At 69.4% G+C, this 13353-nt stretch carries 13 protein-coding genes and 1 pseudogene; 10 read left to right on the top strand and 4 right to left on the bottom strand.

From position 1 onward, the window contains the following. Positions 1-177: 177 nt before the first annotated feature. A complete protein-coding gene (locus ACFXHE_RS06080; protein WP_379380233.1) occupies positions 178-1362 on the bottom strand; it encodes an acyl-CoA dehydrogenase family protein in 1185 nt (394 codons plus the stop codon). An 85-nt stretch (positions 1363-1447) separates the two neighbouring features. Here ACFXHE_RS06080 and ACFXHE_RS06075 point away from each other — a divergent pair, with 85 nt between their 5' ends. The 5 genes and pseudogenes from ACFXHE_RS06075 to ACFXHE_RS06055 all read left to right on the top strand — a co-directional run bounded on the left by ACFXHE_RS06075 (position 1448) and on the right by ACFXHE_RS06055 (position 6309). Beyond that, positions 1448-3115, top strand: a complete 1668-nt coding sequence (locus ACFXHE_RS06075) for a CoA transferase (RefSeq protein WP_379380231.1) — start codon at positions 1448-1450, stop codon at positions 3113-3115. Then, positions 3100-4758 (top strand): AMP-binding protein, encoded by a 1659-nt coding sequence (locus ACFXHE_RS06070; RefSeq protein WP_379380229.1) that lies wholly within the window; start codon positions 3100-3102, stop codon positions 4756-4758. Before ACFXHE_RS06075 ends, ACFXHE_RS06070 begins: the two co-directional genes overlap by 16 nt. A gap of 139 nt (positions 4759-4897) precedes the next feature. Further along, positions 4898-5368, top strand: a pseudogene (locus tag ACFXHE_RS06065) (MspA family porin); the annotation flags it as partial. Between the two features lie 66 nt (positions 5369-5434). Continuing rightward, complete coding sequence (locus ACFXHE_RS06060) at positions 5435-6112, top strand: MspA family porin (RefSeq protein ID WP_379380227.1); 678 nt, start codon at positions 5435-5437, stop codon at positions 6110-6112. Positions 6113-6150: 38 nt separating this feature from the next. Continuing rightward, positions 6151-6309 (top strand): hypothetical protein, encoded by a 159-nt coding sequence (locus tag ACFXHE_RS06055; protein WP_379380225.1) that lies wholly within the window; start codon positions 6151-6153, stop codon positions 6307-6309. Positions 6310-6382: 73 nt separating this feature from the next. Here the strand turns inward: ACFXHE_RS06055 and ACFXHE_RS06050 are convergent, their stop codons facing one another. Beyond that, complete coding sequence (locus ACFXHE_RS06050) at positions 6383-7039, bottom strand: YcnI family protein (protein ID WP_379380223.1); 657 nt, start codon at positions 7037-7039, stop codon at positions 6383-6385. A gap of 412 nt (positions 7040-7451) precedes the next feature. Here ACFXHE_RS06050 and ACFXHE_RS06045 point away from each other — a divergent pair, with 412 nt between their 5' ends. From ACFXHE_RS06045 to ACFXHE_RS06030, 4 genes are all read left to right on the top strand, one after another. Then, complete coding sequence (locus ACFXHE_RS06045; protein WP_379380221.1) at positions 7452-7871, top strand: hypothetical protein; 420 nt, start codon at positions 7452-7454, stop codon at positions 7869-7871. Positions 7872-8157: 286 nt separating this feature from the next. Then, entirely contained in the window at positions 8158-8589 is a 432-nt protein-coding gene (locus tag ACFXHE_RS06040; protein WP_379380219.1) for a copper resistance protein CopC, read from the top strand. A gap of 63 nt (positions 8590-8652) precedes the next feature. Beyond that, positions 8653-9357 (top strand): hypothetical protein, encoded by a 705-nt coding sequence (locus tag ACFXHE_RS06035; RefSeq protein ID WP_379380217.1) that lies wholly within the window; start codon positions 8653-8655, stop codon positions 9355-9357. A gap of 77 nt (positions 9358-9434) precedes the next feature. Next, positions 9435-10067 (top strand): YcnI family protein, encoded by a 633-nt coding sequence (locus ACFXHE_RS06030; RefSeq protein ID WP_379380215.1) that lies wholly within the window; start codon positions 9435-9437, stop codon positions 10065-10067. Positions 10068-10158: 91 nt separating this feature from the next. Here ACFXHE_RS06030 and ACFXHE_RS06025 read toward each other — a convergent pair whose 3' ends face one another. Beyond that, positions 10159-10572, bottom strand: coding sequence for a hypothetical protein (locus tag ACFXHE_RS06025; RefSeq protein ID WP_379380213.1), 414 nt, complete (start codon positions 10570-10572; stop codon positions 10159-10161). Between the two features lie 465 nt (positions 10573-11037). Continuing rightward, positions 11038-12039, bottom strand: a complete 1002-nt coding sequence (locus ACFXHE_RS06020; protein WP_379380211.1) for a helix-turn-helix transcriptional regulator — start codon at positions 12037-12039, stop codon at positions 11038-11040. A 390-nt stretch (positions 12040-12429) separates the two neighbouring features. On the opposite strand from ACFXHE_RS06020, the gene ACFXHE_RS06015 reads away from it, so the two are divergent. Next, positions 12430-12939 carry a hypothetical protein gene (locus ACFXHE_RS06015; protein ID WP_379380209.1) on the top strand — a complete coding sequence of 170 codons (510 nt, stop codon included), beginning with the start codon at positions 12430-12432 and terminating at the stop codon, positions 12937-12939. Positions 12940-13353: the final 414 nt, after the last annotated feature.

The raw sequence follows: 13353 nt of genomic DNA, 5'->3' as shown, positions 1-13353 counted from the left end.
ACGAACCCGTCCAGGCCGACGTGGCTCGATCGGCGATCCACCCTCGGCTCGGCACAACAGGTTGCATTGGACTCCGCCTGAATCAGCTGGGACAGAGGCGACTTCGTCGCGAAGTGAACTGCTCTCGTGCCAGCGGACGACTGTCACGGGCCGACGATCGCCGTAGCGGGTGGGGCGTCAGTTTGCGGGCGGTCGACCCTGGCCGGAATAGTCGCGCAGGAGGCGGCGGGCGGTGGCGGTGATGTGGAATTCGTCGGGGCCGTCGAGGATACGGGCGGCGCGCGCGGTACGCAGCAGGCGGGGGAGACCCGTTGCGGCGGTGAGGCCTTCGGCGCCGTAGACCTGGATGGCGGCATCCACGGCGGTGCCGAGGGCGCGGGCGGCGGCGGTCTTGGCCAGGCCGACCTCGATCTGAGCGGGGGCGTCGGCGGCCACCGGGCGGGCGGCCTCGGCGGCGAGCAGCCGTGCCGAGCGGAGCTGTAGTTCGGACTCGAACACCAACTGCTGGATCAGTTGGCGATCGGCGAGCACGCCATCGCCGAGCCGGCGTTCGCTCGCGCGGCGGGCGAGTTGTTCCACGGCGCGCTGGGCCTGCCCGATCCAGCGCAGCGCCCGCAGGGTGCGCCCGAGTGCGAGCCGTTCGGCCGCCAGTGTCATCCCCGCGCCGACCGTGCCCAGCAGGTGCGTGCCGGGCACGCGGACCCGGTCGAATTCGATCTCGTGCTGGCCGCCCGCACCGAGCACGTCGACCTCGCGGATCACCCGGAATCCCGCGGCGGTGGTCGGGACGGCCAGGATCGAGAACGCCTGCCGGGTGGGCAGATCCACGCCGGTGCGGGCGACGACGAGTACCCAGTCGGCACGGGCGGCGGCCGTGATGAACCATTTGCGGCCGGTCACGATCCATTCACCGGACCCGTCGCGGACGGCGGTGGTACGCAGGCCGCTCGGGTCGGATCCGGCCACCCCGGGCTCGGTCATGGCATACGCCGCCTTGGCGGTTCCGGTCACCAGCTCCGGGAGCAGGCTCGCGCGCAACTCCGGATGCGCATGCGCGCCCAGCATGCGGACGGTGAGCAGAGGCGAGGAGCCGAGCGCCTCGGGCCCGTGATCGCTGCGGCCCTCCAGCTCCGCGAGCGCGAGGTAGTCCACCAGCGGGACGCCTCCGCCGCCGTGTTCCCGCGGCAGGGGCAGCGCCCAGAGTCGGGCGGCGCTGGCTTGCTCGCGCAGTGTGGCCCACGCCGCACCGTCATCGGCGTCGAGTGCGTCCTCGAGCGGAATGACCTGGGAGTCAACGAATTCCCGGACCCGGCTCGGCAGGGATGCAGACGGGGCGGACGCGGGGGGTGATTCGGGCGACATGTCCCGATCGAACCATTTGTCGGAACTCAATCGCTCTTCCGGCCGACTCGTTGACTGCACACCCGAATCCGGCGGAAGGCGCGCAATGTCGCACACACACGCAACCATCCCGGCGGTCGCCCCCTTGCTCGCGGGCGCGACCGCGACCGTCAGCGGGTCCGGCGCGGCGGCCGAGGTGCTGCGCATCCACCTCGACGCGCTCGGCGCGGCCGTCACCGTCGGTGATCTGCCCCGCGGCGTGGCGGCGACCGCGCACCTGGCCCTCCCGGACGGCACCCGGCGCGAACTGACCGTGGATTGGGCGGGCCCGGTCGACGAATCAGCGCTCACGAATGAGACTGCTGTGCAGGCGATCTGCGGGGTCATGCACGTGAACGGTCGCCGGGCCGGTCGCCCCCGGGGACTCTCGGTCGACTATTGCGAGACCGCCGCCGGAGCCCTCGCCGGTACCGCGTTGCTGGCCAGCCTGCTGACCGCGCCCGGCGGCTTCGCCCGGGTCGAGACCAGCGTCGCCGAGGCCGCCCTGCTGTCGATCTCCCAGTACCTGGCCGCGGCCGGCGCCGACGATCCCGAAGCCGTGGACCTCGCCCCGGGCGGCCCGCCGTTCACCAGCGCCGACGGCATCCGATTCGAAATCGAGTCGCTGAAACCGGAGCCATGGGGTGCGTTCTGGACCGAGCTGGGCGCGGAACCCGGGGCCTGGCGAAAGGGCTGGCGCCCCTTCCAATTCCGCTACGCCACCGCGACCGCGCCGCTCGCCGAGAACCTGCACGACACCACCCGCGCGCACACCTTCGATCAGATCCGGGTGGCCGCCGCGCACTCCGGGGTCCAGGTGTGCCGCCTCTACAGCGCGGCGGAATCCGGCACGCCCTCCCCGCAGTCGCTGCCCGCTCCGTGGACGGTGCTGCCGGTCCCGAATTCGCTGCTCGCCCAGCCGGATCGATGTCATGGCACCCTCGAAACGCCGCTGAGCGGCCTCGTCGTCCTGGAGGCGGGCCGCCGGGTGCAAGCGCCGCTGGCCGCGCACCTGCTGCGCCTGCTCGGAGCCGACGTGACCCGCATCGAACCGCCGGGCGGTGACCCGCTGCGCGAGATGCCGCCGTGCAGCGGCGATCTGTCGTCGCGCTGGCTGGCCCTCAACCGGCGCAAGCGGGCGGCCGAATTCGACATCAAATCCACCGCCGACCGGAAGCACCTGCGGGCTCTGGCCGCTGAATCCGATGTCTTCCTGCACAATTGGGCTCCCGGCAAGGCCGAGGTGCTGGAGCTCTCGGCCACCGACATGCCACCCGGCGTCGTTCACGTCTACACCTCCGGATGGTCCGGTCTCGACCTCGGCGATCTGCCGCCCGGCACCGACTTCATGGTTCAGGCCCGCACCGGCCTCGCGGAACTGGTCGGCCCGCCGTGTGCGCCGCCCGCGCCCTCGCTGATGACCCTGCTCGATGTGCTCGGCGGCATCCTCGGAGCGGAGGCCGCCGTCGCCGGACTGCTGCTGCGGCAGCGCGACCGCACCGGTGCCACGGTCGAGAGCAGCCTGTTGAGCGCCTCGAATACGCTGCGCCGCTGCGGTGTCCGCCCGCAGACGGCGGATCGGCAGCCGATTCCCGACGGGGCCGGCTGGACGACCGGCACCGTGGCGGTCGCCACCGATCTCGGCGACCTGCTCACCGATGCGCGCTTCGCCGCGGTGATCGGCCGCGACGAATTCGGCTGCCCCGCCTTGAGCACCCCGTGGCGGATCTCGTGAGCGGCATCGAAAGAGCGGTCGCGCACTGGTATTCGGACCTGGTGCCCGCCGAGCTCCGGAATTCCTGGGCGCGAGCCGGGTACTACCCCGGCCGTGACATCTACACGCTCTACGCCGCGCGGTGCGCACAGCATCCGGACAAGCCCGCAGTGATCGACGCCGACGGCACCGTCACCTACGCCGAACTCGATGAACAGGCCCGACGGCTGGCGGCCGGTCTGTCCGGGCTCGGCGTGACCGCTGAAGACGTTGTCGCCGTGCAGCTTCCGAATGGCCGTCTGGCGTGTGCCGCGGACCTGGCCATCGCCGCGCTGGGGGCGGTCGCGCTGCCGTTCCCGGTGGGACGCGGCGGCCGGGAAGCGGCGAGCCTGCTGCGACGCTCCGAAGCCGTCGCCGTCATCACCCTGGCCGAACACAATGGCTTCCCCTGTGCCGCACGCATCCGCGAAATGGCGGCCGAGCTCCCCGCACTCCGCGCGGTCGTCGCCGTCGGGCGGCACGTCGCGCGCGGCTGCGTGCCCGTGCATGCCCTGCTCGCCACCGACGCGTGCGAATTCCGCGCCCGGACCGTGGATCCCGACGGCCCGGCCCGGATTCTGGTCACCTCCGGTTCGGAGGCCGAGCCGAAAATGGTGCTCTACTCGCACAATGCGCTGGCGGGCGGGCGCGGGGCCATGCTGGCCGCGCTGCACGAGGATCCGGCTGCCATGCGCAATATGTTCCTGGTTCCGCTCGCCTCGGCGTTCGGTTCCAGCGGCACATCGGTCACCCTGGCCACCCTGGGGGCGACGCTGGTAGTGCAGCCCAGGTTCGAGCCCGCCGCGACGCTCGCCATGATCGAAAGGGCCGCTCCCACACATCTGCTCGGCGTCCCGACCATGCTGCGGATGCTGCTCGATCATCCGGGCGTCGCCACCGCGGACCTGTCGAGCCTGCGGGCGGTGGTGGTCGGCGGCTCCGCCCTCGACACGCCGACCGCCGTGCGTGGTCGCGAAGTGCTGGGCTGCCCGGTGATCAACCTCTACGGATCTGCCGACGGCGTCTCCTGCCACACCGCCCTCGACGATCCGCCCGAACGCGCCACCACCGCTGGCCGTCCCCATCCGGCCGTCGCTGAAATCCGGGTCGTGGACCGGGAATTCAACACCCTGCCACCAGGCTCGGTAGGGGAGATCGTGTCCCGCGGGCCGATGTCGCCGATGTGCTACGTCGACGACGCCGAACTGGATCGCACGCTGCGCACCCCCGATGGCTGGACCCGGACCGGCGACCTCGGCGTCCTCGATCCGGACGGATACCTGACGATCGTGGGCCGCAGCAAGGACGTCGTCATCCGGGGCGGGCTCAATATCAGCCCGGCCGAGGTGGAATCGCTACTCCTCACTCATCCGGCCATCACCGACGTGGCGTGTGTGGCGGTGCCGGATCCGCTGTATGGGGAACGGTTGTGCGCCTGCGTCGCTGCCACCGCCGCGCTCACCCTGCGCGATCTCACCGAGCATCTCGCCGAGCGCGGCCTGGAACCGCGCAAGTTCCCCGAGCGCCTGCTCGCACTGCCCGCGCTGCCACTGGGCCCGGCCGGGAAGGTCGATCGCCGCGTCCTGCGGCAGATGGCGGCATCCAACGAAAACCCTTCTGCCTGAAACAAATTCGGTGATCCACCTCACGTGACGGTCGGGAACCGGGGGCGGTCGCATCCGACTAACTGTCCGGAAAACGCAAGTCACAGTTGATGAAGGACCATTCGTGAGGGAAATCCAGAATTCCGTCGTGCGTCGCGGCGCCCGTGGCGCGGGCCGGGTGGTCTGGGTTTCGGTTATCGCGACCGCCGATATCACCGAGACGCCGGACGGCACTGTCGGTCCCAACAACGGTCCGGTGAACCAGGCCGGCTCCAACAACTCGTCCACGCACGGCGCCTCGCAGATCAGCACCGGTTATATCGTCGGCTGCCAGGTGAGCATCGGCGAGGAGGCCGTCTCGGCGGGGATCTCGGGCTCGCTCAGCCTCAACGGCGGCAGCCTCGGCGGGTCCATCGGCGTGAATCTCGGCCCCGGCCAGGTGAAATTCGTGCAGATCGACTACAAGGACATCCTGAAGGCGGGCACCTACTCGGTGGAATACCGGGACGCCGAAATCCAGATCCAGGGCTGCGCGGGCTACGCCCAGGCGCGGGCGTACACCGTGGTCGAGATCATCGGTGACCACTACTCCAAGACCACCCCCTACGGGCAGCCGTTCAGCATCGGCTGACCTCGCGGCCGACATCGCCAATTCACGTCTCGCATCAGCGAATTCGATACCCAGAGGGAAATCATCATGCATTTCCGTAAGACCGCGGCCCGAATGGCCGGAATCGGCGCCGCCGCCACCGTCGCCCTGGGCCTGTCCGCCGCCGGGGCGGCCCACGCCGACACCTTCGTGCCCCTGCCCGGCGGCCACCTGACCCAGACCCTGTCCGACGGCACCGTCATCGACGTGACGCTGACCGGTGAATCCGCCACCATCAGCCCGTCGATGGGCGCGACACCCGTGCACCGCAATGCTTGGGCGTCCGGCGCCGTCTCGGTGCAGCTGTCCGGAACCACTGCCATGGGCGGCCGCATCGACCCCGGATATGTCGTCGGCTGCCAGGTCGCCATCGACGGCGGCGGCGTGAACGGCGGCCCGAGTGTCGGGGCCAGCTGGGACAACCAGGGCAATGTCACCCCGCAGGCGGGTGTCAACGGCGGCGGCAACCTCAGCCTCGGCCCGGGTCAGGCCCAGGCCTTCCACCTGCTGGACCTGGAACAGCCCGACGACTTCGGCCGCGAGACCCACCGCTGGCGCAATGAATTCCACGGTCCGAACGGCAGCGTCAGCTGGTCCGACGAGACCATCGGCCTGTCGGGTTGCGGTGGCTACGCCCAGGCCCGCTCGTTCGTGAACGTCGAAGTGGAAACCGATACCGTCAAGACCTGGGTCACGCTCTGGGGACAGCCATTCAGCCTCGGGTAACCGAGCGGACCCGGGGGACTGCCAGAGAGGAATCGGTAATGAGTACACGGTTCGGTGTCATACCCAGGATCGCCGGATTCCTGCTCGTGCTCGCGGTCGTGTTCGGCGCGGCCTGGGCGGTCGGCACATGGACTGCTCCCGGCCACTCCGGGCCGCCGGCTCCGACGACGACAGCGCGTCACGGCCACAGCCACTGAGAAGACACGCGGCCGACGGGTGCGTGCCCAGGTAGGGCGTACCGGTCGGCCGCGGTGCGGATCGGGTAATGCGTCAGGACTTGCGGCGGGCGAATCCGAGGCCGAGGCCGCCGAGCAGGCCCAGTGCACCCAGCACGATGCCGATGCTGCCGAGCCAGCGGGCCGTCGTGTCCTTCTCCGACTGGGACTGCGGCATCGCGGTCTTGATATCGCCGTGACCGGCCGTCCCGGACTGCTTCGGAGCCAATTGCAGTACCGGAGCCGGATTCTCGGGCTCGGAGCCACCCGACGAGGTCTGGTCCCACTTCACGACCTGCCCATCCGCATAGGTCTGGGTGGCGGGCATGGTGATCGAATCGGTATCGGGCAGGCCGTCGGCCAGCACGGCGAAGGACCCGAACTGTCCCGGGCCGATGCCGCCGCCCGCGTCCGCATTCCAGGTGACGCCGGTGACCTTGCGATCGGCGTCGCGCGAGACCTCCGCGCGCCAGCCCGGCATCGCCTGGGTGTTCACCTCCGTCAGCGCCGGGAATTGCACGGTCAGTGCGGTGGTCGGACTGCCGGTGGCCGACTCGTTCGGCACCCGGAACGTCAATACGGCCGAACCGCCGCGGGCGGCATCGGGCCCGGAGACGCTGACATGGGCACCCGCGGGTGCGGCCGCGATCACGACCGCCGCGGCCGCGGCGACACCGGTGAACCCGGCTCGATACATCCATGAATTCTTCATCGAAACGGTCACTCCTTCGTCTGAACGGGATCGGAGACAACCTTGTGCTCTCCGTAGACTATGTCACCAATTCAGAGCGGATATCTATAACTCGCCGCCCGGTGTCCAACCAGTTGGGCCGGCCGCCGAATCTCTACCGTTCAGAAGCGAATTGGTCTTGTGATCGAGTTGATTTCGAGGCGCGGAAGGGATTTCGGGAATTCCGGGCGAGCGGTTATAGTCTTCGCGAATCCATTCCGCTCTGGCTTGTCTGTGAAGGTTGTCGACGATGGTCGTGCTCGCGTGTGCCGGCGCTCCGTCGCGTGACCGAATACGTGGCAGCCTGGCCGGAATTCTGTGTGGCCTATTGGCTATAGCGGCCCATGGCTTCGAGGGTGCCCTGCCGCATTCGGCGGCACTGACACTGCTTCTGGTGGTCAGCGGTGCCGTCGGCGCCGCGGTCGGATCTCCCGCCGGGCGCGGGCGGGTCCGGCTCGTCGCGGTGCTCGGAGCAGGGCAGTTCCTCGCGCACAATGCGCTGATGATGGCGACCGTCGCGGATCATTCGCACGCCACCGTCGAAGGGTCCGGCGTGGCCGGATGGACGATGCTGGCCGCGCATGCCGTGGCAACCGTGCTCGCCGCATTGCTGATCGCGGCGGTGGAGCGTGTCTACGCTGCGGTGTCGCGCGCCTTCTGGTCGCTGCTCGCTCACTTCGAATCGCTTGCGCCGGGTGATGATCGGCTGGTCCGCACACCTGACGCGCACGTCCGGCCGCCCGGTGTGCTGCTGCTCGGCGCCATTTCCCGGCGTGGCCCGCCGACCTCTTCCGCCCTCGCGACCGCGCTCTGATCCGGGTAGGCCCGGGTACGCGTGCGTCCGAGGCTGCCTTGTGCCCGTCGCGGATACGTAGTCCGCGCCGGAAGGATATCGGTGCGCCCATTTTCGGTCCGGCTCACGGCTGCGTAAATCGTGCCGTGAGAAATTCTCCCGCGGCCGTATGTAATTGACTTCTGTGCACTGATATCGAAATCGCGCGGTGTCGATCGTTTTATCGACCATTGGCAATTCGTGCTGCGCGCATGACGGATTCGTGCTGCCGTCGACCTTTCCGGTCGGCGTGTGGAAGGGAAATGCTTTGGCGAGCAACAAATTCACGTGGCCCGGTCGCGGGCTGCCCCGGCTGCGGCCCGCGTTCACGGTGCTGGCTGCGGCGTTGATCGGCGCGACGGTGCTGGGCACCGGAGTGGCCGACGCGCACTCGCACATCACGCATGCCGAGCCGGCCGATGGTGCGGTGCTGCAGGCGGGTCCGCCGCAGGTGAGCGTCACCTTCAACGAGAAGGTGGACGATCCGGAATTGGCGGTCAGCGGTCCGGACGGCAACACCTGGTCCGTCGGCGATGTGCACGTCGACGGTCGCACGCTCAGTGTCGATCTGGCCCCGCTGGGCCCGGCCGGGGTGTACACCACTCACTTCACCGTGACCTCCAAGGACGGTCACCGCATCGAGGGGCAGCGCACGTTCACGCTGGCCCAGCCCGGTGACGGCACCGCACCGCAGCAGTAGTTCCCCTCCTCCCCACAGCTTTTCGTCTCGCGGACCGGAGTTCGCGAGGAAGGACATGCCCTGATGAAGACCCTGAACAAGTTCACCGCCACCGCCGCGCTCGCCGTCGCCGCACTCGCCATCACCACCGGCACCGCCGCCGCCGACGCCCCCGCGACCCAGGAACGGCCGGGCAGCACCATCAGCACCGACGTCGTCCCCGGCATCCACTACACCGCCAATGTGGTGGATCACTCCGTCGTGCTGCGCACCGACGCCGGCCGGATCAATGTGCGCGGCAGCCAGTTCGAGGTGCTCGACGCCGACGGCAAGCTGGCCTTCGGCATGCCGCTGACCTACCAGCTGGACAAGAAGGACTGGCCGATCGCCGCGCAGGTCGACGCGGACGGCAAGACCATCACCCTCACCCCGAGCGCCGACCCCGCGCAGGCCACCCCCGCCGCCGAGGTCGCCCTGAAGCCGATCTTCTCCGAGGACGACCTGAACGACGCGCTCGGCGTGGCGGGCACCCAGATCGGCCTGGCCACCGCGATCGGCGGCATGCTCGGCGCGGCCATCGGGCTCGCGGGCGGCTGTATCGCAGGTGCGGTCGTCGGCACCACGCTGATGCCGCCGGCCTTCCTGGTCGGCGCGCCCGGCGGCTGCATCGCGGGCGCGGGCGTGGGCGCCGGTCTCGGCACCGCCATCGGCACCCTCGCCATCGGCGCGCCGGTGACCGTGGTCAGCCTGATCCAGATGTACAACACCCTCACCAACAGCCAGAATTGATCCGCGTCCCGGGTGTCCCGCGTCGCCGGGACACCCGGGCACGGCGAATTCGGCTCCCTCCGAACGGATTTCCCGCCATGGCTCTCTCCTTCGTTTCCCGGACCGCCATTACGGCCGCGATCAGCGCCGCCGCCCTGCTCACCGGCGCGGGTGTCGCCTCCGCGCACGTCACCGTGTCCGCCCCCGACGCCGTCCAGTCCGGCGACGCGGTCCTCACCTTCCGCGTCCCCAACGAGTCCGGCACCAATGGCCAGACCACCGCACTGACCGTTCAGTTCCCGTCCCTGCTGTCGGTCGACGCCCAGCCGATTCCGGGTTGGAAGTCGGTCATCACCAAGGACGCCGGCGGCAAGGTCACCGCCGTCACCTGGACCGCCGATCCCGGCGCGGGCATCGCACCCGGCCAGTTCCAGCAGTTCCAGGTCCTCGCCGACGACCTGCCCGACCAGGACCACCTCACCTTCCCGGCCACCCAGACCTACTCCGACGGCGAGGTCGTGAAATGGGATCAGGCCGAGAACCCGGACGGCACCGAACCCGAACGCCCGGTCCCCACACTGGATCTCGCGCCGAAGGGCTCCGACCACAAGCCGACCACCGCGGCGACCGCCGACCACGACGCCACCGCCCGCTGGCTCGGCGGCATCGGAATCGCCCTGGCCGCAGGAGCACTCGGCGGCACCGCCTTCGCGACCCGCCGCCGCGCCTGAGAACCCGCCCGCACGGCACCGGTCGTGCCCGTGTCCACCACCGAACACGGGCACGACCTCAGACAACGATGAAGTCCCCGCCCGAGGTTCGTCAGCCGAGGTGGTCGAAGCGGCGCTTCGTGGTGGTGACAGGGGAATTCAGGGTCAGGTCGAGTACGGTGACCGTCACGTCGGTGATGGATCCGGATTGGAATTTGGGCGACTCGCCGAACAGTTGAACGGGATTTACCGTGACGATGGTCTGCTGGGGCTGGCCGATGCAGTTGACCGGGGCGAGGGAGCTGCCGTTGACCCCTGAGCCGAGGTAGGGCGTGGCGCGGACCGTCACCGACAGTTCCGCGCCGAGACCGGAGGTGCACTGGTAGGTAATGCCGATCACGGCATTGCCATTGGTTTCTCGGGCGGTATCGACGGTGAGCGTGGCGGTCGCGTCCGCGGTGCCGGTGGCCAGCACGGTGGTGACGGCGAGCGCGCCGAGTGCGGTGACGAGGGAGCGTGCGTGCACGGTGTTTCCTTGCTGTCCGGACGGCTACCACACGAAGCACCGACGACGCGGCAACCAGCCGATCCGCCGACCCGCATGCCGATTTCAATACCCTTGGCCTGCACTATTTTTCGGATTCCGGCGGTGCCTCGGGAGTGAGGATAGCGGATAGCAAACCAACCGTGACGAACTTTTGAGACATTCACCGGAAATAACTGGTCACCCGACCGACACCGCGGCCCCGCCGGTCAACCCCGCCGGCGACACCCGGCTTCAGGAATCGACGATCACATTGCCTGTGTCTGGCGGAGTCACCCTGGCTCAGAGGGTATTCCGGCCACCGACCGGCCCGTGCAGTATCTGGTGATGGACAGGGCGGTCTCCCTCGCCAAACCGTGGCAATCAAGATCAAGGAGCTCTCAGTGAGGGAACCCGGACATACTTCCACGGTGAGAACTCCCTGAGCTTGATGGTCTTCCGGGAGGTTCAGGCCCGCGCGGTGGTCGGCGGCAACCCGCTAGCCCTTGGGACTTTGTGTTCGGCGCGCCATTGGTTGGGGGTCAGGCCGTAGCGTTGGCGGAAGCGGCGGGTGAAGTGGGTGGGGTCGCGGAATCCGCTGGCGTGGGCGATGGCGGCGATGGAGCGTTGATGTGCGGCGGGGGCGGAGAGCAGGCGGCGGGCGTGGTCGAGGCGGGCGGCAATGAGGCGTTGCTCGAGGCTGATCCCGGCCTCGGCGCACAAGCGGTAGAGGCGTCGCACCGAAATGTGGTGTGCCGCTGCGATGGTCGGCACGTGCAGGTCGGGGTCGGTGGCGCGGCGGCGGGTGAAGTCCAGGATCTGCCGCATCAGCAGGTGGGCGGGGACTGCGGTGCCGTCGCAGGGGCCGTGCTCGGCGGCCGAGATCAGCACTGCGCGAATCAGTTCGATGCACGCATGGCCGAGTTGCTCGGCGGCGGGATCGCCGGTGAGGCCATCGGCACGGTCGATCATGGAGGCCAGTTGCGCGGTGAGGAGTGAGTGCAGGGGGCTGGTGTGCAGGTGTCCGGTCGCGGCGGCGATGGTGTCGCCGGGTAGGTCGAGGTCGTCGGCGTCGAGGAACATCCCGATCGGGGAATCCTGCCCGGACCAATCGAATCGGAGTGGCCGCGAGTAGTCGAACACCTCGCACGCTCCCGGCCGCGTCAGGTATCGGCGGTGCGCGTGTTCGCGGCGACCGGTGCGCGACGGCAGCAGTGACACCGTGAGCATCGAAGTCGGGGAGGCGCGCACGTGCGCGGCGCTGCGGGTGGTCGACATGCCCGGCATATTCGCCCGTAGCAGGGTCACGGGCCCGACCTGCCATGTCTCCACCCGCGCCGACACCGCATCCTGCCCGTGCGCGACTTCGAGTTTCCGATCCGCCCGAAGTGTTGTTTGCTCGAGCGTCGCCACGAGGGCGGGGAGGCGATCTCTAGGCGGCAGGGCGGCCGTGTCGAACACCACGCTCATCAGTCAGCTCCCACCCCGCTCCGTGCGCGATTCCGCGCCCCGTCACCATCGAGGTGCGCGCCGTCGGGCACCCGTGAGCCGGAAGCCTAAACACGTGAATGGCTGATCGTGTGCACCTCCTGAATCCCGGATATTCCTCCCATCACGCCGAAAACCGACAGGTAAACGGGGCATCGTCGGCTCACGGCGCCGTCCCACCGGCTCTCGCTGCCAATTCCGGACGCTCCGCCTGCTCGGCGCATATCGGGCGCTCCGAAGCGGGTCCGGCCTCGAATACGTGGGGTCGCGTGCCCGTGCCTTCCGACCGGGCACGCCACCTTCGGTGAATTCGCCCTGTGCACAGCATGATTCGACCTTCCGCCCTTCCTTCCGTGAAAGGACCCCAGCGTCATGTCCGCCCGCGCAGTCCTCGTGATCGTGGCCCACGTTCTGTTCGCCGCCGCGGCCGCACCCGCCGCCGCCGCACCGCTCCGGTCGGGCGGGTACCGGATCTTCCTCGAGGCCCAGCCCGCCTACACACTGCGGCCCGTCGTCGCCGCGGCCGACATCGCCGATGTGCGAACGAGTGTGGACGAGGGCGCGGACACCAACCGGTGGGAGCCGGTCCTGATCGGGTACCGGCCCGCCGGGCCGGTGTTCCAGCTCCTCAACTCCTCGACCAGGCTGTGCCTGCACCCCGTTCGGCTCGACTCGCTGACCTACTCCGTCGGCCAGAACGTATGCGGCGTCGCCGACACCGGCCTGTGGTACGTGAGCGAGACCAACGGCAACCGTCGCGTCAGTCTCGCCTCCGACCCCAGCCGAACCCTCTACGGCGACACCACCTCCACCACACCCGTCGCACTGCTCGGGACCATCGGCGACGAGCCACGCGCCCGCTGGATCTTCCGCCACCTCTGACCCGGCCGCCCGCCGGCGGGATGTATCCCGACCGGCGCAACGGTGCGGTGGCGGCCGGGCCGTGCCGCGCGACCCCACCGACGCCCGGCGCGAACCACGGCGCCACAGCCGAAACCCCCACTGCGATGGGCATTCCCGGCGCCGACGGGCACGAGTATCCAGATTGCGTTCACTGATAGTCCCGCTGCGGCCGGCCGCTGGGTCCCCTGCAGGTGGGTGGTTCGGTGGCGACCGGCCGCAGCGGGTGGGCCGGGGAAGGCGGCTCATTGCGTTCCCGCAGCCCGCTACGAGGCTGCCAATATCGCTGGCCGTTGCCAACAGCTGTGCCTGCACCACCATCGGCCCACACTGTCACCGGCCGTTCCTGCTGTTCTGAGAGCAACGGGCATCTTCGGCCAGGTGACCTGCGTCGAA

The sequence above is a fragment of the Nocardia sp. NPDC059229 genome, from assembly GCF_042754165.1.
GTDB lineage: Bacteria > Actinomycetota > Actinomycetes > Mycobacteriales > Mycobacteriaceae > Nocardia.
The sequence above is the reverse complement of the archived record's forward strand: the minus strand, read 5'-3'. Positions and strand labels throughout refer to the sequence as shown.